22 protein-coding genes are annotated in these 18,293 nt (G+C 38.5%); 14 read left to right on the top strand and 8 right to left on the bottom strand.

The features are described 5' to 3' along the window. Window positions 1–10 precede the first annotated feature (10 nt). The 5 genes from DLM75_RS22285 to DLM75_RS22265 all read right to left on the bottom strand — a co-directional run bounded on the left by DLM75_RS22285 (window position 11) and on the right by DLM75_RS22265 (window position 4,823). Entirely contained in the window at window positions 11–664 is a 654-nt protein-coding gene (locus DLM75_RS22285) for a tetratricopeptide repeat protein (RefSeq protein WP_118970712.1), read from the bottom strand. Next, window positions 664–1,314 (bottom strand): lipoprotein, encoded by a 651-nt coding sequence (locus tag DLM75_RS22280; RefSeq protein WP_118970711.1) that lies wholly within the window; start codon window positions 1,312–1,314, stop codon window positions 664–666. The genes DLM75_RS22285 and DLM75_RS22280 overlap by 1 nt, the downstream gene beginning before the upstream one ends. Beyond that, the gene (locus DLM75_RS22275) at window positions 1,311–2,603 is read right to left on the bottom strand and encodes an Ig-like domain-containing domain (RefSeq protein WP_241548021.1); all 1,293 of its coding nucleotides are present in this window, start codon (window positions 2,601–2,603) and stop codon (window positions 1,311–1,313) included. The genes DLM75_RS22280 and DLM75_RS22275 overlap by 4 nt, the downstream gene beginning before the upstream one ends. Window positions 2,604–2,701: 98 nt before the next feature. Then, window positions 2,702–4,234, bottom strand: a complete 1,533-nt coding sequence (locus DLM75_RS22270) for a TolC family protein (RefSeq protein ID WP_241548020.1) — start codon at window positions 4,232–4,234, stop codon at window positions 2,702–2,704. A 208-nt stretch (window positions 4,235–4,442) separates the two neighbouring features. Then, window positions 4,443–4,823, bottom strand: coding sequence for a transcriptional regulator (locus DLM75_RS22265; protein WP_118970709.1), 381 nt, complete (start codon window positions 4,821–4,823; stop codon window positions 4,443–4,445). Window positions 4,824–4,992: 169 nt separating this feature from the next. Here DLM75_RS22265 and DLM75_RS22260 point away from each other — a divergent pair, with 169 nt between their 5' ends. Further along, entirely contained in the window at window positions 4,993–5,898 is a 906-nt protein-coding gene (locus tag DLM75_RS22260) for an LIC10906 family membrane protein (RefSeq protein WP_118970708.1), read from the top strand. On the opposite strand, the gene DLM75_RS22255 is transcribed toward DLM75_RS22260, so the two are convergent. After that, window positions 5,891–6,337, bottom strand: coding sequence for an XRE family transcriptional regulator (locus DLM75_RS22255; RefSeq protein ID WP_118970707.1), 447 nt, complete (start codon window positions 6,335–6,337; stop codon window positions 5,891–5,893). The two genes, DLM75_RS22260 and DLM75_RS22255, sit on opposite strands and share 8 nt — an antisense overlap. A gap of 233 nt (window positions 6,338–6,570) precedes the next feature. On the opposite strand from DLM75_RS22255, the gene DLM75_RS25080 reads away from it, so the two are divergent. From DLM75_RS25080 to DLM75_RS22235, 4 genes are all read left to right on the top strand, one after another. Beyond that, window positions 6,571–6,921, top strand: coding sequence for an LIC_10907 family protein (locus DLM75_RS25080; protein WP_118970706.1), 351 nt, complete (start codon window positions 6,571–6,573; stop codon window positions 6,919–6,921). Between the two features lie 472 nt (window positions 6,922–7,393). Then, window positions 7,394–8,131: a ParA family protein gene (locus tag DLM75_RS22245; protein ID WP_118970705.1), complete on the top strand. Its 738-nt coding sequence runs from the start codon at window positions 7,394–7,396 to the stop codon at window positions 8,129–8,131. Next, complete coding sequence (locus DLM75_RS22240) at window positions 8,128–8,802, top strand: chromosome partitioning protein ParB (RefSeq protein WP_118970704.1); 675 nt, start codon at window positions 8,128–8,130, stop codon at window positions 8,800–8,802. The genes DLM75_RS22245 and DLM75_RS22240 overlap by 4 nt, the downstream gene beginning before the upstream one ends. Before the next feature lie 410 nt (window positions 8,803–9,212). After that, on the top strand, window positions 9,213–10,142 hold the full coding sequence (locus tag DLM75_RS22235) for a helix-turn-helix domain-containing protein (protein ID WP_118970703.1): 930 nt from the start codon (window positions 9,213–9,215) through the stop codon (window positions 10,140–10,142). A gap of 341 nt (window positions 10,143–10,483) precedes the next feature. Here the strand turns inward: DLM75_RS22235 and DLM75_RS22230 are convergent, their stop codons facing one another. After that, window positions 10,484–10,804, bottom strand: a complete 321-nt coding sequence (locus tag DLM75_RS22230) for a hypothetical protein (RefSeq protein WP_147456688.1) — start codon at window positions 10,802–10,804, stop codon at window positions 10,484–10,486. Window positions 10,805–11,542: 738 nt separating this feature from the next. Between DLM75_RS22230 and DLM75_RS22220 the strand changes: the two genes are divergently transcribed. Together DLM75_RS22220 and DLM75_RS22205 are read left to right on the top strand one after the other, a co-directional pair. Next, window positions 11,543–11,884 carry a hypothetical protein gene (locus tag DLM75_RS22220; RefSeq protein WP_118970700.1) on the top strand — a complete coding sequence of 114 codons (342 nt, stop codon included), beginning with the start codon at window positions 11,543–11,545 and terminating at the stop codon, window positions 11,882–11,884. Window positions 11,885–12,579: 695 nt separating this feature from the next. Continuing rightward, window positions 12,580–12,780, top strand: a complete 201-nt coding sequence (locus DLM75_RS22205) for a hypothetical protein (protein WP_174715107.1) — start codon at window positions 12,580–12,582, stop codon at window positions 12,778–12,780. Between the two features lie 12 nt (window positions 12,781–12,792). Here DLM75_RS22205 and DLM75_RS22200 read toward each other — a convergent pair whose 3' ends face one another. Continuing rightward, window positions 12,793–13,191, bottom strand: a complete 399-nt coding sequence (locus tag DLM75_RS22200; protein WP_118970697.1) for a helix-turn-helix transcriptional regulator — start codon at window positions 13,189–13,191, stop codon at window positions 12,793–12,795. A gap of 530 nt (window positions 13,192–13,721) precedes the next feature. Between DLM75_RS22200 and bet the strand changes: the two genes are divergently transcribed. From bet to DLM75_RS22160, 7 genes are all read left to right on the top strand, one after another. Continuing rightward, window positions 13,722–14,747 carry a phage recombination protein Bet gene (bet, locus tag DLM75_RS22190; RefSeq protein ID WP_118970695.1) on the top strand — a complete coding sequence of 342 codons (1,026 nt, stop codon included), beginning with the start codon at window positions 13,722–13,724 and terminating at the stop codon, window positions 14,745–14,747. Then, the gene (locus DLM75_RS22185) at window positions 14,747–15,586 is read left to right on the top strand and encodes a PD-(D/E)XK nuclease family protein (RefSeq protein WP_118970694.1); all 840 of its coding nucleotides are present in this window, start codon (window positions 14,747–14,749) and stop codon (window positions 15,584–15,586) included. The genes bet and DLM75_RS22185 overlap by 1 nt, the downstream gene beginning before the upstream one ends. Window positions 15,587–15,746: 160 nt before the next feature. Next, a complete protein-coding gene (locus DLM75_RS22180; protein WP_118970735.1) occupies window positions 15,747–16,148 on the top strand; it encodes a hypothetical protein in 402 nt (133 codons plus the stop codon). After that, a complete protein-coding gene (locus DLM75_RS22175) occupies window positions 16,145–17,218 on the top strand; it encodes a helix-turn-helix domain-containing protein (protein WP_118970693.1) in 1,074 nt (357 codons plus the stop codon). The genes DLM75_RS22180 and DLM75_RS22175 overlap by 4 nt, the downstream gene beginning before the upstream one ends. Window positions 17,219–17,262: 44 nt before the next feature. Further along, window positions 17,263–17,448 (top strand): hypothetical protein, encoded by a 186-nt coding sequence (locus DLM75_RS22170; protein WP_118970734.1) that lies wholly within the window; start codon window positions 17,263–17,265, stop codon window positions 17,446–17,448. 11 nt (window positions 17,449–17,459) lie between these two features. Beyond that, entirely contained in the window at window positions 17,460–17,867 is a 408-nt protein-coding gene (locus DLM75_RS22165) for a hypothetical protein (protein WP_118970692.1), read from the top strand. Then, a complete protein-coding gene (locus DLM75_RS22160; RefSeq protein WP_118970691.1) occupies window positions 17,864–18,097 on the top strand; it encodes a hypothetical protein in 234 nt (77 codons plus the stop codon). The genes DLM75_RS22165 and DLM75_RS22160 overlap by 4 nt, the downstream gene beginning before the upstream one ends. The last annotated feature ends 196 nt before the right edge of the window (window positions 18,098–18,293 follow it).

The raw sequence follows: 18,293 nt of genomic DNA, 5'->3' as shown, positions 1-18,293 counted from the left end.
TCCTTCTTGTTTATCTAGTAATATTTTTTGCATGAAATTCGCGGATGGAACGATTGAAAATTTCGTATTTCTCCGCCTTTTCTTTAAATCCGGCTTTCGAGTAGATCGCTTCCAATCTTTGTAATGTCGGAAGCGCGACTACGGTAAAACCTAGCGCCTCCTCATAGCTTTTAAGTGCAAGAGATAGCTTTCCGGATCTTTCATAAAGCATTCCTTGCAGATGGCTTAATTCGGGATGTTCAAAACCTTTTGCTTTTAAAAAAGAGATTTCGCTTTCAACGTTATCATAGTGTTTACCAACTAAAAAACCGGATTTGGCTTTCCAAAATAAGCAGTCGAGCCGCCCTGAATCTTCTATTTTGCATTTTCCAAAATAGTTTTCCGCATCTTGAAACTTCTTAGAAAAAAATTCGATTTTTCCCAACAAGAACAAGGAGTCTGCATGACTATTATCTAACTCTAATACTCTTAACAATGCGCTCTTAGCCTCTGGAAGATGGTTTGACGAATATTGTGCAATCCCCTCTAAATAGATTTCAGCAATTTCTTTTTCTAGAAAATAAGAACGAATATAGAGACCCACTACGATAATTGCCGCGCTTCCTATAATTAGAAAAACGTTCATTTTGTTGGTATACTTTTTCGCTGATTCTATAATGTTCATCAATGACCCGCTAAACCTTTCCATTTTTTCGATATTTCTTTAACGCTTTCGGAAATTACTGTATCAAGTTTATCTTTCGGGCCTATAGTAATATATTCGACCTCGCCGATTCTTTTACCCGACTTGTCGTATGTTCGGATAAAAATAAGTAGGGAATTTTTACCTTCCATTACAGAGCCGACTTCTTTCAGAATCACAGTCGAATCCAAATAATAATCGTATTTAACTTTTTCTTGAAAAGATCGAAGTTCCTTTTCCGTTTTTCCGAGTATTCTTACCGGATTTTCCTGCGCCACTTCTAATGGTCCTGAGCCTGATAAGTTAGCCTTCGGTTTATCCTTGGAGTCCTCTTCGATTTGTATAAAATTGAAATTTTTAAAAGGGGTAAATTCTTTTACCTCGTCATCGATTACGATCGGTGAGTATCCTTCGGTCAAAAGATTGTATTGTAAACTTTCACGAAAAATATCGTGAACAAACGAAGCACCGGTTGAATCGCGAACTCTTACATCCCCGATAACTACAACTCCATTTTTTCCCGTATCTTTTGCGCTTTGCGGTTTCGAAAAATAGAATGGTATGAGAGAGCAGGAATGTAGTAAGGAAAAGCAAACGATAACACCGCTCAGATTTTTATTGTTAAATTTCATTTCCCTTCCACTCCGAATATGAACTGGCTTTGTAAACTCGCACCGTTTACATCCTTTGCAGTAGTGTCTACGATTAAGTTATAAAGAGGGAATCCGACGGGAGCCGTGCTTGTTCGTAGAAGATTAAAGTCTCCTCCTGTAGAAGCATCTCCGAATAAGGTTCCATTACAAGAAGCTTCTTGTTCTGAAAAAGAAACTGTTAAAGCTCGACAACCAAAAGGAAAAACTGCCTGACAATCGGACCAAACGTACGTTGCAATTCGAGCATTTGTGAGAGGAGGTGACACTCTTTGAATGCGCACCGCACTCGCTGTAACAGCCGTTTGCATATAATTGCTAAAGATGATTCGAAAATTATCAGTGTTTACATCTGCGCACGCGTTCGGAGATCCGACTAACCCCGTTCCGTCATCCCCTCCTCTAAACCTGTAAGATCCGGCACCCAACAACGCTAGGGAGCTATCCCAAAAACACGACCCCAAAGTCCAGTCTCCCCCGAGCACTGCCCCTACCCCGGGCAATGCGTTTGCACAACCTTGACTTGCAAGTCCGATAGCCTGAACCGCAGGAGATGAAAATATACCGCCCGCCACAAAACTAACCGAACTCGAGTTTGCCATTTTGTATCCCAAAGCGCTCGTTGCATTCGAACTGACATTTACAGTAATCCTCTGTCCGAATGTATTTGGTAAATCAGGGGTAATCGTAAGCGTTCTCCCATCCGTTGACCAATCGAAATCCGAGGGAATGCTTGGCGATAGAGCAACCGCAAGCGAAGTCAGAGCAATATCCATTGGCTCTGAAAAAAAGATAGAAATAGGATTGCGGTTGATTGTCGTACCAAGACAACCGTCCGTAATATCATTCGCGATCATATCTGACAAGGACCCCGTTCCAGCTAAACAAGCAGATAAACTACCGCGCAATGTATTGACAGCAAGGATGGAAGGAGAATTAACACTGCTTCCTGGTGCAGCTCCGACTGCAAATCGGGATGTAAATACGTCTTTTAAGTCTTGTCCCCCTTCCGATTCACAACCTTTCGTGATCGCTACGGTATAAGTACCCGCATTTAGACTAGCGGAAGGGGTAAATTCAATACTTATGGGTGTTGTATGAAAAAAGCCTGTCACATTTGGACTTATGGAAAGAGAACTTACACAAGTATCAATTTTCATCAAACGATCAAACGTTACCTGCACTTTCGTATTCGGAGAAACGTTTGCTTCATTCGAACCGGGTGTGAAGACGAGGATTTTTGGATTCTCTCCCGAATTCAGATACGGCAAAAATTTTCCGGCTTTATCATTTATGTTATTGCAAGAAATGAAACCTGCAAAGATTACGAAATTCAAAAATAACGTTCGATTTAACTTTGAGAATTCCATTAGTACCCTCTTTCCGGAAAGAGATCCAAATTTTCACGATTTTCCTTTATCAACTGCGAAACTATGCTGTTCCCTTTCCCTTTTGCGATATTGTAAAAAGGAAGATCTACGAGATCCCTTCCGCTTGCATTGAAATATTCGTAACAAGATCTCAAATATTCTGCATACGAATCGGCAAGCTCATCCTGTGCTTTTGAAAGTTCGTATTCAGCCTTTAACGATTCAGTCCTTTTTATAAGGCCGCTTTTAAATTTACTTTTGGTTATTTTATAATTTTCTAAGGATAGAATAACCTTTCTACTAACCGCATAGATCACAGAAAAGTTTTCCGTGAGCTTGTCTTTGGACTTTACAACTTCAAAAGCTGCTTGCTTTTTTGCGATATTATAAGCCGCGACAGCATCGTTAAGCTTTAGCTCGCCTTCTAATATTTTACGGGATTGGGATAGATTATCAAACAACTGCAGATTCGCACTATTGAACGTATTTTCACCTTGGCCGACAAACTGAGGACCATATCCGGGAATACGCTGAATTCCGGTTCCATCAGTCTGAACACCGTAGTTGGATTGAGTTTGGAACGTTGAACTACCCAGAGGCAATACTATGGAGAAATTAAACCCATAATTGTAATGATTTACTGGATTCGTATCGTTCGAGTTTTTACCGGCATATCCTCCGATAAGAAATTTAGGCTTCCAATAGTCTTCTGCTATATCTTTTTCGACTTTCAACTTATCGACGACAATCTTCGTTTTTTTAAGATCAGGTCGGTTATGTTCTAAATCGCTTTCATCCTTGTTTAATATTGGAAAAGGATCACTGAGAATATAATCGTAAAATACGTTTTCGTTAATTTCAACTTCGTCCGTCTCTTCTAATTGGAGAAATAACTTTAGCTCTATGACCGCTGCCTTATGATCTTTCTCGGCCTTTATCAAACCAAGTTGCGCTTCATTCAATTTTTGTTCGATTTCAAGAACATCGATTCGGGCTTTTAGCCCGTTTCGATACTCGGAAATAATATCGTTTAATTGATTTTTAAAACTCTTATAAAGTCTTTTAGAAGTGAGTAACTTACCTCTAGTAGCAAGAACTTTCATATATTGTCTTACTATTTCGATTTTAATTTTTCGAACTTGAATTTTGAATTCGGCTTTATTTAGCTCAGCAGACAACTTTGCTATTTCGATATTCTTAAAATTCTCACCGCCGTCATAGAGGAGCTGTTGAACGGTTAATCGAATATCATTGTAAACCGAATCGACTTGATTTTGATTTAGATTTCTTAATCCAAAATAGGAAATTCCTAACTTAGGAAGATACTCTCTCCATTTTTCGTTGAGCGTTAATTCAAGAACTTCGTTTTGTCTTTCAATATTTTTTATAAAAATATTGTTTGTGATCCCGATTAGAATTGCTTTTTCTAAATTCAGTCGTAATAAATTCTCTTTCCCTTTTTCTTTTGTATGAATCTCAAATGTAAAAGAAAACAACATAGCGGAAATAAAGATTACTACATAAAATTTCATTTGTTTCGGAGCAATTCGTGATCCGAAGTCGGAAGCCCACATATGTGATGCGACTATACTTTATAAATCACAAAATCCTTTTGCCAAAAGACAACGTTGCAATAAATTAGTCAAGTAAGATATCATTTACACTTACTTAGAACACAGGTTTTATATTTAATTAAGTTCCATAACAATACTATTTTGAATGGAAAGCCTCTTAATAGCTTCACAAAGTTTTGCGGTTGGCGCTCCCTTCTGCCAATCCGATTAGCAATTTTTGCGCGATTTCATACTCTTTCTTCGACAATCGCATGAGTAATTCGACCAATTCTCGCAAACCTTTTTTGGAATCGATACTTTTGATTAGCTCGTTATTACGAGAAAGAAAATCAGGAACCCTCTGCGGCGATTCACCACGTAAAATCCATTCACGCCTAAATCCGTGAACCATTTCAATGATGATCGCGGAATCCTCAGGAATAGTAAACCTACCGCTAAGCCAACTACTTATAGTTTGTTTTGATTTACTAATGGTTTTCCCAAACTCAGTCTGATTCCCGCCAAAATGAGAAAGAATAATTTTTAATCGTTTATTTTGCTCTTCCAAATTAAGTCCAGAAATAATACTTTTTTATTGACAAATGTATTATTATAATACCTATTGTCACGACAATTACTTTTTTGGAAATTTAAAATGGAAGCATTTGTTAAAAAGCGACACAAAAATCTTTAATTAAATATTTTAAATTCGAAACTTTATCATTCAGGTTATCACTTTGAATCTAAACATTCTCTTTCCAATCTTAGCTGGCGTTCTGCATATTCTCTTTGGCGTTTACGTTTTTAAATTAAAACCAAAACAGAAGGCTCCGACTATTTTTTTAATCTTAAGTTTATTTCTCTCTTCATGGATGATCATACAGGCATTCAGAGTATTTCTTCCTATTGAATTTCGCAATATAGCGCTAAATCTTACTTTCCTTCCGATTTCTTATGCTACTTTCACGTTATATGCTCTTAGTTCGATTATCGAAAACCCTGATAAAAGGCTACCAATATGGTCGTATTTTCTCGGCTTTTTCGGACTTGCATATGTTACCATTGTGTGTTTAACGCAAAATATGGCGACCCTCAAGGACCATAATAACTTCATATTTGATTTGAATCTAAATTATCATCTTTTGGTGATTTATTTGGTATTTTGGATGATATTGTCGATTTGTGCTATTATCCGGAAGATGCTAATTTCGCGGGGCGATTTCAAAGTCAGGCTTTTTTTAGTTTTATTAGGAGCGATCCTTGCCTTGCCGCTCACGACGATCTTCGTGTATTTTTTGCCCCTTTTCGGAATTTACAAACCATACCTCTCTTCAATCGGTTTAATCATCGCTTCCTTATTTTGGGCGGTCGCCATACTACACTATGATGCCTTTCAAATTAAATCAAAGGTAATAAGAGGGGAGGATTTACCAATCATCAACAAGATGGCCTCAAGTTGGTTCTTGCGAGTATTAGAAAAACTCGATCCAATAAGATATGTTCAAAAAAGCTCAAAGCAGAAAGAGGAAATTACGAAAGAGATTTTGATTCAGGATTACAACTTAGCAACCGGCGCCGGGGAACTCTCCGTGGAAAAACGGGCACAAATTCTTTCGAAGAAATTTGGAAAATATTTTAAGTAGATCGATTTTGTTTCGATACTGCGGATATCATTTGATAGATAAGATTTCGTGTCTCGACCGGAATATGGTCGTAAAATGCCAAAAGAATATCCTCTGCCTTGTCGTTAGAAATTTTATTCCAAAGATAATCTCTTTTCTTCATTTTTTGAATAGTTCCAGAGCTTCCTTCAGAAACAGAATTTATCTCCGCACTCCCTTCGCCCCTTATAAGCCAAAGACCAGATATTCTATGAACAGATTCGATTTCTGCGGCAAGCTTATCGAGCAATGGTCGCTTATCATTGCAGATATAACTTATATAGTTTTGAGACTTCCCGACGGAAATAGCAAAATCTTCGTCGTTCATAGCGAGAATGTTTTTAATAGCATAACGAAGCCGCTTTCCGGGAGACGAGAGGTCGATATTTTCTAATGGTATTGTGATAATTTTATTTGACATGCATCACAAATTTGCTCATCAGTAAGATATGAGCTCGCTTCTGAATTGTACTAAAACATTAAGCTAAAGGCATTTTATGACAATCTTAAAAAGAAAATTGAATAAAGAAAATGAGTTTTTTTTAGATAACTTCCGCCGACCGAAAAAGGCAACTCGCAAAACGCAATGTTCGGATCAATTGCATATGTTAGTTCTTTGGAACTCAAATAGAAAAACATATTTTTCTTCGGAGAATGCAAAATATGCCTAAATGGTATGATCTCCACGAGTTAGAAAATTCATTAGGAAGCCTGCCAATATTGAGACGCAAGATCGCCGTCGCGGCAAAATTTCGTACTATAAAAGAGACGCTCCCAAAGGAACTTAAAATTTATATATTTACGAGCCGTCTCATTCTTAAAAAAAGAATTCTGAAGCGTAAAGCCGATTGGTATCGAAACGAACTGAAAGTTATTTTCTCGGAAAAAATATCCCTTCAAAATAAACTCCATGAAGCTGAACGAATACGGGATTTCTTAGTTGAAGAGAATAGAGAGCTAACGATTCAAATTGAAAGATTGAAAAGTGAACTATCCAAAACCTGATTTACTTGTTGTCAATCCCTCTTCAATTTATTGCCGAGTAGCACCCTTCATCCAATCAAATACGTTTATTGAAATAATAAAATAAACTATACTTTCTCTAGAAAAGTCATTTGACTATCCTACATTTTGTTAGTAACCTTCCGTCCATATAGATAGATTGCGAGATGCCTTTAATGCGATTGCTACCAATTCTATAGATTGAGAATTTGAAGATCAATTTTTGTGTAACTATTTTTTAGCCCCACCTGGCTACTTGAATATACTCTTCTACAGGTGGGGAATTTCCCCACCTGGCTTCCCTGACATTGGTAACTTCTAAGCAGACGAACCTACTCCAATTTTCAATAATTGCCCGTTTAAGTAATCGCCTCCTCTCAACGACTGACATACAGTAAACGATTTTTTTAAGCAAATTAGGTATTTCAAAATTTTCGCTTTCCCAATTTTTGTACAACTAGAATGCTTATAATCGATGGAAATAATCGCAATAGTTAATCAAAAAGGCGGGGCCGGCAAAACGACTGAAACTTCGATTTTTGCAAAAAGTCTAGCCAACTTAGGTAAAAGGGTACTCATAATTGATTCTGATCCTCAAGGTGGAATATCTTCTCTCCACCTACATAGGTCCGAAGAGACGGAAACGAGAAAGGGACTCTTTGATATTCTGATGGGCGATACCCCCAAATTGAATGAAAACATCCATCCCTCACATCACTCCAAACACAATGGGATTCTTCACATTATTCCAGCGAATCACAAATTAGATAAAATTTTTGCTTCGATTGAGCCGTTTGCACTTCGAGACACTTTCAAAAACTCAATTCTGGATTCGTACGATTATATTTTAATTGATACGCCGCCAACTGTCCAAGGGATAACACGCTCAGCGATACTTTTCGCGAATAGAATTATTGTCCCTTGCGAAACAACACCTCCCTCTTTTGATCCAACTCTTTATACGGTAGAATCAATTTTAAACCTAGAAAAAACTCCGGAAATCATCTACATCGGCTGGAAAGAGCCGGAAGGGGATGGATTTCAAGCCAGATACGCGAGATTATTCAGAATCCATTTTGATAAATATCAGATTGGATTTCTCCCAAAAAACATAACCTCTAGCTCATTAGCTTCGGAGGACAGGAAAATAACATCTTCATTAAATGACGGATTGGTATCAGTCGTACTTTCTATTTTGGAGAAAAAGAAATGAGTGAAAATGGACTGAGAAAAGTCGGATCGCGTCCATATAAAATTTCTCAAATGGAGCTTGCGCCCGAACTTTTAGAAGTACAATGGATGATGCCAATTTCCGATGAGGATTACGCAAAGCTATATACTTCTATTTCTAAGATTGGAGTAAAAGACCCATTGCGTGGATACTTCGGAGAAAACCGCAAATTCTTAGTATTATCTGGTGCAAACCGCCTAGAAATTTCTACAAAATTAAATTTCGAAACGCTTGATATTGAAGTTTACGAAGGCGGCTCCAGACAAGAGAAAATCGACTTTGCCTTGGGGGAAAACTTAGAGCGCCGCCATCTCACAAATAACCAAAAGAGGAAAATTGCTGAGTGGAAACTTCGTAATTCTCCAGAGGAATCGGATCGAGTAATAGCAAAAAAAGCTGGCGTGGATCACAAAACAGTTAGCACTATTCGAAAGCGGCTGGAATCAGGTGGGGAAATTCCCCACCTGGAAAAACGCAAAGGTAGGGATGGCAAAACTCAGTCTTCCAAAAAAAAACAAACCGAACATCAGGAGTTTCCGCTCACTACTAAGCAAAAACAAGCTCTAATTAGGGCGCTTAAAAATGAAATAATATCCCTTCAAACGCAAATCAAAAGCAAACAAAAGGAAATTGACAAACTTCAAAAACCCTAACCCTTAAATAAAGAATTACGAACTATTCAATTTTTTTTAATTTATTTCAAAAAAACAGTACCCAAATCAGTACACCAGATTTAATGTACCGAGAGAATCATTCCGAGATTCTTTGCAGACAGCCTGTGTGGAGGTGAGATGCCCGCAGGCTCGTCCGATTCCTCCAAAATAATAAAATTATGTCTCTTTTTCTGCTTGACGGCTTTTAACCAGTTTATCTAGATTTGTACCCGTCTAAGGAGACATAACTTAGACACGGCCCATCTCACAATACGGCCGAATTGCAAAGAATCGAGGACCATCCGAACAGGCTCCAAGCTATTCCTATGAGTTCCCCGAATTGAAGTAGGGCAAATCAATCTGCCGTGCGTAACCCGTTATATGTCCGCACCTCAGAAAAGGAAAAAATCGTGGAAGGCATTCATCTACGAGTACCCGGAGCATTTCTTCGGGACAAACGAATAAAACCAAAAGAGAAGGCGCAGTTGATAATCGTCTTCGGTGCCATGTGGTCGTTTAGCGGTCGGGGCAATCTCTGCTATGCCTCAATAGGAAAAGGTCCGGATGACGAAGAGAATCCAAAGATCAAAAGAGCCACTCTTTGTTCGCGATCTGCGCTAACTAAAAATACTGTAATAAAATACAAAAAGCGTCTCAAAGAACTGGGTTGGATTTCTCCGAAACGAGAGGGTAGGGGAGATAATGACACTATTACGTTGTTTGAGATAGCTCAATTAAACACGGATATACAGAATCCCAAAAAAGACGATTCTGATGAAAAAAATATCCCTATCGTGGTCTTCCAGAATACCAATCCTAATGAGTGCGCTTCCAGTGGCGTACACCAAGAGGGTGGGCTGGTTGTACAAGACTTTAGTACAGAGAATATATTAAGTACTGCAACGAGCAAGGTTGTAACATCTGAAATAAAATCGAAAGACTCGAAATTGACCGCTCAAGCCTTAGAAGAAAAATTTGGAAAGTCAGTATTCGCAAAATCTCTGGCTATTGCTACAACGAGAGGGATGCAGTCGAACCTTCGGTATGTTTTAGGAATTTGTAAAAATCTTCAAAATGAAAGTGAACTTCATGAAAATAGTAAAAAAGGCTCTTCTTGGGAAGATTTTATTAACTGGTCGAAAGAGCGCTTAACCAAGTCGAGTATCGAAATTCTCGAGAAAATTCAAGTGGAAGAACGTTCTGGATCTCTTTTGATTAAAAATGCAATACCTGAATCTTTAAGAATGATCGTTTTTAAGTATTTCACGGAAGAGATAATAGAAAAGATCGCAATCTTTTTTCAAGAACCGGGTTCAAATCAAAAACAGGAAGCGGCATAGGTCGAACATCTTTCAAACCGTATTTGAGAGTAAAATCAAAAGGAAATAAAATGGATATGAAACTGCCATTTCGGCCTAAGAATAGATAATTTAATAATTGATATACCGATTCTAAGAAAACGATATTTCTGCAAGTTATAGTACGGACTTTCTTTTAATTGCGAATCGTTTGACTGTCCTACTGTCTGTTGAGAAGCGTTCTGGTATGAGCAAGAAAGTAATGTTATCCAGTGCGGAAAGCAAATTACGAACGGAATTAAAGACATTGATTGTCGAATTCGCTGAAAACTTTGTAAAAGGTGAAGATCCGATTAAATCTGTAGATGATACCGTAGAGAAGGTTATTCAATTTTTTCAAGATAAAGATCAAGGAAGTCATGCAAAATTTTTAACTTCTTTGGGGGCAAATCATCGGGAATCTTTGCGAGCCGATCGGCCAGCTTCTGGGTTTTAAGTTTTTTTAAAAATTTCATTTCCTCTCCAAGCTCTCGTAAAATATCATTTGAGCTTTTCTTTTCCCTATCTCCCCTACCTGTTTGCATCCATTCACGTCTTATTTGGTATTTCGCCTCAAAATAATCCCAGCGATATTCGGGGATTATCTGTTTTCCAGCTTTGTAAAGCTCAAAAGTAGGAACTGAGCACCGAAAGACCTCTGCCATTTGCTCGTTAGACTGATTCAGCTCTTTTTGGATTTTTTTGAAATTAGAATTTAATGTGTTCTTTGTGGGCATAATATTTATGGATTATATGTCTTTACAAACCATAATTATTATGGTTTTTGGCAAAAAAGGCCTTTTCCTGTCCTACCCATTGGAAGGTGAGTAAAACTAAGAAAAATTGGTGAAGATAGGTGGTCGCAAGAACGGATCTTGTTTCGAGAAGGTAGCAAAAGGGACTCATAACGCATTCTGGTTTGCTAATATCGTTCAAGAAAGAAAATAAATATGTTTTCATTTGGTTAAATCGGTGCCGAAATGCTGGAGATATATTTTGCAAATCAGTCTTTTTGGCAAGGCTTTATTGAAAGGAACATTCTAAAAATTGAAAATTGATGAAGTTAAACTTAGTAGATCGAAATTTAGCGATCATTAGGCGAAATAAAAAATTCGAAAATAGAATATTTAAAGTTAGGATAAACAGTTGGATACTAGAACAAATACTAAGGGCAAAAGCTCTGGAAAGAAAATCAGCAATAACGGAAAAATTTTGAACGTAATTTCTCTGAGTCGATGGCGGGAAAGGGAGAATCGGATTTACCTATTCAGGCAATATTCAATAGAAAATACAGAATGCTTTGACTCGAAATTGAAAAAAGGCCATAGCCTATTTCAAGGTGGAAAGCTCGTGAATCTTACAAATGAATTTTACGATTCAGATTCATTTTTAGGAGAAATTGCATGAGAAAATCGCGATTGGCATTTTACGAATTTTATACTGAAAAAGCGAAGGATATGTTTGGCGAAGCAAAGGGGTCCTTTCTCTTTGATTCGAGATTGAGTAAAATTGAAGTCGGGATACTAAGTTTGGCTCTTCTAATGAAATCCAAAAAAGAGATCAAAATTCAGGACGTTTCTGATCGAACGTTGGATTCTCCTGCATTTGTATTTCGATATATTCAAAGGCTTCAAAGATTCGGATACGTAGAAATAAATCGGTCATTTGAGATCTGTCAGGAACAAATTAGAATCGTTTGTTCATTTTACTCAGTAGACATCGACAGTGATCTTGCAGTCGCGTAGATTTAAAATCAAATATCCCGTGATTGCTTATTGCACGTCGGTTATCATAAACATAGAAATTAAAAAATAGAATGTGGTCTTTTCGGAAAGTAGAAACAAAATACTAAACCATAAAGGTAAGAACTAAATGAGAATTTCAAAATTTAATATTAAGGAAGCCCCTGCGCAACTGGAAAAGACTCTCAAACCCCTTAACGACTCCGATACTTTCTTTTTTCGTGAAGAAGATGGAGAGATTTTGTATATGGATCGCCGGGATGCTATAAAGTTTTTGGAAGCAAAAAGAAAATCGAAGAATCATACTTTCAATGACGCGGCGTAAAATGAGAATCGAATATCACATATATAAGCATATTGATCCAACCCCAAATACACAGAGGGTTTGGGGAGCCATAGGCCAAGAGTTTTCCGGTCCAAATTCAGAACAAACTGCGATTGTTGAGGCAGAAAGGTTACAGCAGTCGGCACCGCCTGGAGTGAGCTATTCCGTGCAACGTTATGAATATTCTGAATGTCGTAAAAATCGACCTAAGAAAGAGACCATTTGGCGAAGCGGTTTGTCAACGGCGGCTTGAGTTTGGAAGAAGAAAAAAAATTGGACAGTCCTTAACTTTTTTCTTAATCGATAAATTCTTGAATGGACTCTTTTTCAATATGTGTGCGATCACGAAGGCGTGAAAGAAAAAAGTCTCATAATGAACCCCAAAAAAGACGTTGCTTTAATATGGAAAGACCTGCCGATCCAACAGGGCGACGCAAATCTTCGTAAAGAAGTGTTAAAGAAATTGATTCTACAATTCGTTCAAGAGTTGTATTTCGGTAAGAGAGAATACGAAGAATTGATAGAGGAACAGATTTTGAAAATTGAGAGTCTGTTTTTTCAAGCAAGCGATTAGAACGATCAAATTCTATTGTTTGCTTTTAAAATGTTTAACTAGACTTCGAATCATTTCCTGATCTGATTCAGACAAAAGAATAATATCTTCAATTAAGGAAGAAAGTCCTTTTGTTTGATTTATTTTCCGAATGAATTCAGTTGTTTTTTTTAGAATTGCTATTTCGGATTTTTGGCTCTCGGGTAATTCAAATATTTGTCCTTTGCCGTTCAAAAGCCATTCGTGAGAAATTTTATGAACTGCTTCGATAGCTAATGCGTCGGTCAGCGTAATCTTAAGTTTCCCACCTATATTCCTACTTATCGTTTGTTGAGAAGAGCCAATGGTATCCGCAAATTCCGTTTGGTTGAGTCCGAGTAATGTGAGGGCTTCTGCAAGCCTCTCGCCCGGTGTTGAATCGATCGCCTTCATAATTCTTTTCCTACTTGACTTAAATCCTATACGTGTAATATGTAAAAATAATATTCCAAAAGAATATATGGAGATACTCTTTAGAGCTTCGGTATGATGCAAGCAGTAAAAAGATGTGAATGGGTATATTCCCCTTCGGATTTAATTCGATCCATAGATTTCATTTGGGATATAGATTTGTTGAAACTGAAAAGAAAAAAGCCCGGCGGCAACCGAGCTTTTTTTGGGATCATGGTAAACTAAGTAAACCTAGTTCAAGTGAATGCCTCTGTTTCAAAAAGTCAATCAAATTTTGATAATGGAGCAATTTCGATGAATTTGAATTCAAGAATGGGAAGAATAGCGATCGAAGTTAAGATTGCGTTTGAAGCGTTTCGAATAACGAACGGATACGAACCAAACGAACGCGAGAAAATTGGAATTCTGCACGAACGAGGATTTATAAATCCAATTCGTATAGTTCAGAACTGGGATAGATTGGATAGAAAGTTAAAATCGTTAGCCGATGAAATCCGAAAAAGGGAGTGCGTATGACGACTACCCTACAGAAGGAGATTTCGCAAGAATCACAACTAACAAAATCAAAACCGTTCGAATTTACTACCGAACAAATTGAGCTTTTAAAAAGAACCGTCGCAAAAGGGGCCAGTGATGATGAATTGAGTCTCTTTCTGATTCAATGCAAACGAACAGGTCTTGACCCTTTCCTGCGACAAATCTATGCAATCAAGCGTTGGGATTCTAAAGAGAAAACACACGTGATGCAAGTTCAAACGTCGATTGATGGCTTTCGTCTTATCGCGCATCGAACTGAAAAATATGCCGGACAACTTGGTCCTTGGTGGTGCGGACCGGACGGGATTTGGGTAGACGTTTGGTTGAAAAAAGAGCCACCCGTTGCGGCTAAGATTGGAATCTTACGAAAAGATTTCGTTGAACCGCTCTATGCAGTCGCCAGATACGAGGCTTATGTTCAAAAAAATTCAGACGGCAAGCCAAATGCAATGTGGGACAAAATGTCCGACAACCAACTTGCAAAGTGCGCTGAATCTCTGGGACTTAGAAAAGCATTTCCGAACGAAACATCCGGCCTCTATACTTTCGAAGAACTTCCGGTTGTGGAAATTCAAATACCGGAAACTCAATCAAAAAGCGAAAAAGATATTACTCCTCCTTCTGCGAAAACAAATCAGGAAAAAACTTCCGCAGAAAAATACCGAAGTCTTATGAACTTAATCCAAAAGGTTCAAAGAGCGAGTAACCTTACCGACGAGCAAAAGAAAAATGAACTTCTGAGAATACTGAAAAGCTGGGAAAAAATTAAAGACACCTTTTCGGAATCCCAAGTTTATTTTTTCAACGACGGTAAAAACGAGCTTCTTAACGTTCTTGGAGAATATGGCTGGATCGAGGATCCAAACATTCCCGAGCAGGAAGAAACTGGATCGGACAAAACAATTTCAGAGAATTCGATTCGAGTCGAAGATTCCATAAAGAATACTCCGTCCTCGAAGCAGGAACCGGAACTTGTCGGGCTCAAGGAGGGAAAACGCTAATGTATCCTTCCATAAAAAGATCCAATAAACTGAGAAAAAAACTCGACCTATACGGAATCGAACACTTGTCCGCTTCCGCTTTGAACGAATATATCACGGACCCCGCTAAATGGGTTCTCAAATATATTCTAAAACATAAAGGGGACGGTCCTTCACTTTGGCGCGGTCGTGCGATTGAGAACGCAATGAAAAATTGCGTTCTTTCGAATATGGCCGGTTCCGAATACGATGTCGATTCCGCATTGGAAACAGGACTTCGAGTTTTTGAAGAATCTGAAAAAGATTTTCTAATTCAAAGGGGAGGGGAGATTCGCGATCTTTACTCCGAAAAACGAGACAAGGAATTTTCCTATATAGAGCCGTCGATTCGAGCTGGCTTTTCCTATTTCAAGGAAATTCCCTCCGCAGTTTTTCAGAAGAAATTTGAATTTGATCTTGGAATCGAAATTCCGGCAATCGGGTATCTCGATTTTTTAACTCCCGAAAAAATCATCGAACTGAAAACAGCAAAGAGTTTTCCAAGTGAGCTTAAAGATTCAGTAAGAAGACAAGTAGCCTTACAGTGTAAGGCGCTTTCGCTACCTGCCGAGATTATCTATCTCGGTAAACCTACGAAAAACAAATCACACGAAGGGTTTAGGAAATTTGAAATCCCGGCTTCCGATATTGAATCTTTAGTAGATGATTATCGCATGGCCGCGAGGGCAATTCGAAGACTCCTTATGAATACGGATTCGAAAGAGGAAATCATAGAATTTGTTTTTCCGAATTACGACAATTTTCTTTGGGACGAGGAAGAAATCGAAATCGCAAAACAGCACTGGAGGTTTGCGGCATGAGAGTATTCCGAAATATGAAAGAAAGAATCAAGACATTCGTTAGAAAAAGAAGGGAGCGAAAAGCCCTCAATTTTGCTAACCAAGTTTCCAAACGTGCAAACAAACGAAGAGCTGAAACTTATTTTGTTCAGACTCGGTTTGAGAACAGGTAGCAATGGAAATGAAAAACGAGACTATTTTGAACCTCTTGGATCACTACGAATTTCGAGAGGAGGGCAATTCGCAATTTAAAGGTCCGCTCGGATTCCAAATATTTCTAAGCGAAACTGTTGTTGTCCGGCGACTCGGAAAAATCGAACTTGTGACCGACAACTTAGAGATTTTAGACAGCTTCCTTCATGGTTTAACCTGTTTTTATCTCAGGACCGGCGATACAGAAAAGTTTTTTATCTCGATAAAAGAAGAATCGGATTTTCAGGAACTCCATGAAGATTTTTGGGATTGCGAATGCGAGGAAGACTTTATTCATTCCAAGCATTTTCAAAATTACTGCTCGAAGTGCGGAGCTATAGAAGAAGAGCAACCCGACAGTCTTGTGTCGGAAGTCATGGCATCGCGATGAAAGTGAAAACAAAAAAAGAGCGCCCGTCCGGAATGGACGGGACTTGGATCGATTTCACGATCGTAAACGGTTTGAATCTTACCGATCAGGAAAAAATTCTATTCTCCATGATTTTCCACCTTTCCAAACGAAAGGAAGGATGTACCTCGGGGAACGCTTACTTTGCGGCCATCATGGAGAAATCGGAAAAAGCTATTTCCGAAGCGATTTCTAGAATGGCTCGCAAAGGCGTCATCCGCGTTCGTCTTACAAAAACAAAGGTCGGAACTTTGCGGGTTATGTTTGCTAACGTTAAGGTTCAAAAACCCACTCCACAAAAAATCGATTTAGCCACCCCACAGGAAGAGGAACCCACTCCATACGGTGTGGATAGGATTCCACAAAATGTGGATGCCACTCCCCAGGATAAGGAGTGTATACACCCCTCAAATTGTGGATCAGATATTAAAGGAATAAAAGAAGAACATAAAAAAGAGATAGAAAAGGAAGCTCTCTCGCTTTCAGCCGAGACCACTTGGTTGAATGTTTCTGAAAAAGCAAAAGACCTAATCCTTCGTGAATGGAAAGAATACGATCACTATCCAAAGACGGAAAAAAGTAAGCTCGAAGAATGGGAAGCCTTTCAAGAAGGATCCAGACCGGAAATAGTTTTGGAAACCATTTCGAAACTAATCGTAATTCGAAATTCTGAAAATTTCAAATCCGATACTTTTTGGCAATCGAGGCCGGTAAATATCTCTTCCGCGTTTTCTTATAAAGACCATATCAAAAATGCTTACAACGCACTCTGCTTATTGTCTGAAACGAAATCGAAAAAATCAGTCGAGAATCGATCGGCGCAGGCTCCGAAAAAAGTAGAATTTATTCAGAAGCCAGTATTGTCAGAGCGATTCGCGTCATTTGAAGATTGGGCCTCGGAAAAATTGACCAGCAGTTCAATGAAACTAATCCGTCAAGCGAAGAGTCCGGATGAACTTACCGGATCAATTCGTATGATTTATGACAAGTATGTGAACGAAGAGGGAGGCTCTCCGATTCTTCATTCTTTGGAACGTAAGGAAGCTGTGTGAAATATTTTAGAATCAAAAATCAAATCCAAAAGGAGAACAAAAACATGGATAAAAATTTAAGAGATTCAATCGTCTGGCATTTCCGAGAAGGTTATGCAGTAATGAAAACTTGGGAGATCCTGGAATGGTCTTATCCAAAGTTAAAGTTTAAAGAAGTGAAATACGTTTTTGACGAACTGGAAAGCCAGATCCCGAAAGCAGGAATTAAAAAGGAAACGCTCGCGGCCTAACACAGAAGAAATTGAAGGAAAGGACGGATCAAGAATTAAAAGCCGACTTTCTCGAAGCCTTGGAGGAAGGGTATCGGAAAGAAGCGCAAAGAAAAATTCTCGAAGGTGGAAGGTTTTTTACAGTGAGGTCAAAAAAATCCAAACTACTTTGTTTTGCTTCTCTCATTTTAGAAGAAGGGGAAGTTCGAAACTACCAGGTCGTTCGTTACAAAGACAAAAGGACCAAGTGGCTTTCCTATCAAGAACTACTCGAAGACTTTGAGCTTATTGACGCCGATCCGAAACCTTGCTCGATAGATTGGATTTCTCCAAATTACAAAGAGAAAGCAAAGAGTGACGAATTCCTTCGAGACGAACATAGGATAAAAATGAGTGAAATAGAGACCGTAAAATCAAACGCGCAAAGTAAAACTGCATGAAAGAAAGACAAATGTATATTCACACAACTCCCAGAGGTTATCAAAAGGCGAAGTTTCTGGATGCACTTGGAAGAAGTTCGAGCATCGAAGAAACGAACGAACTCGGAGAAAAATCGACTATCTGGTTTGGTCTTGATAATGGGGACCGAATCCGGTTCGATCAAGAGACCGCGAAACTTGCGGCCACTATTCTAACGCAATTCGCTGAAACCGGTAAAATTGCGGCTTAAAACTCAAATTACAAACGTGAACCCTGCGGTTTTTTAAATCGCAGGTGGAGGCAATCAATCGAATAGGATGTTCGGAATTTTTGTAATCTTTCTTTTCTGGCTAACGGCAGGTTATTTCGTATTTGGAATCACCGCTCTTTTAATTTATTACTTCATAGGAAACTTTCCATTAAATAAACCTCGATCAATCGATCGA

Origin of the sequence: Leptospira stimsonii (assembly GCF_003545885.1) — a bacterium.
Classification (GTDB): Bacteria; Spirochaetota; Leptospiria; order Leptospirales; family Leptospiraceae; genus Leptospira; species Leptospira stimsonii.
This window is presented reverse-complemented; position numbering and strand designations above follow the sequence as displayed.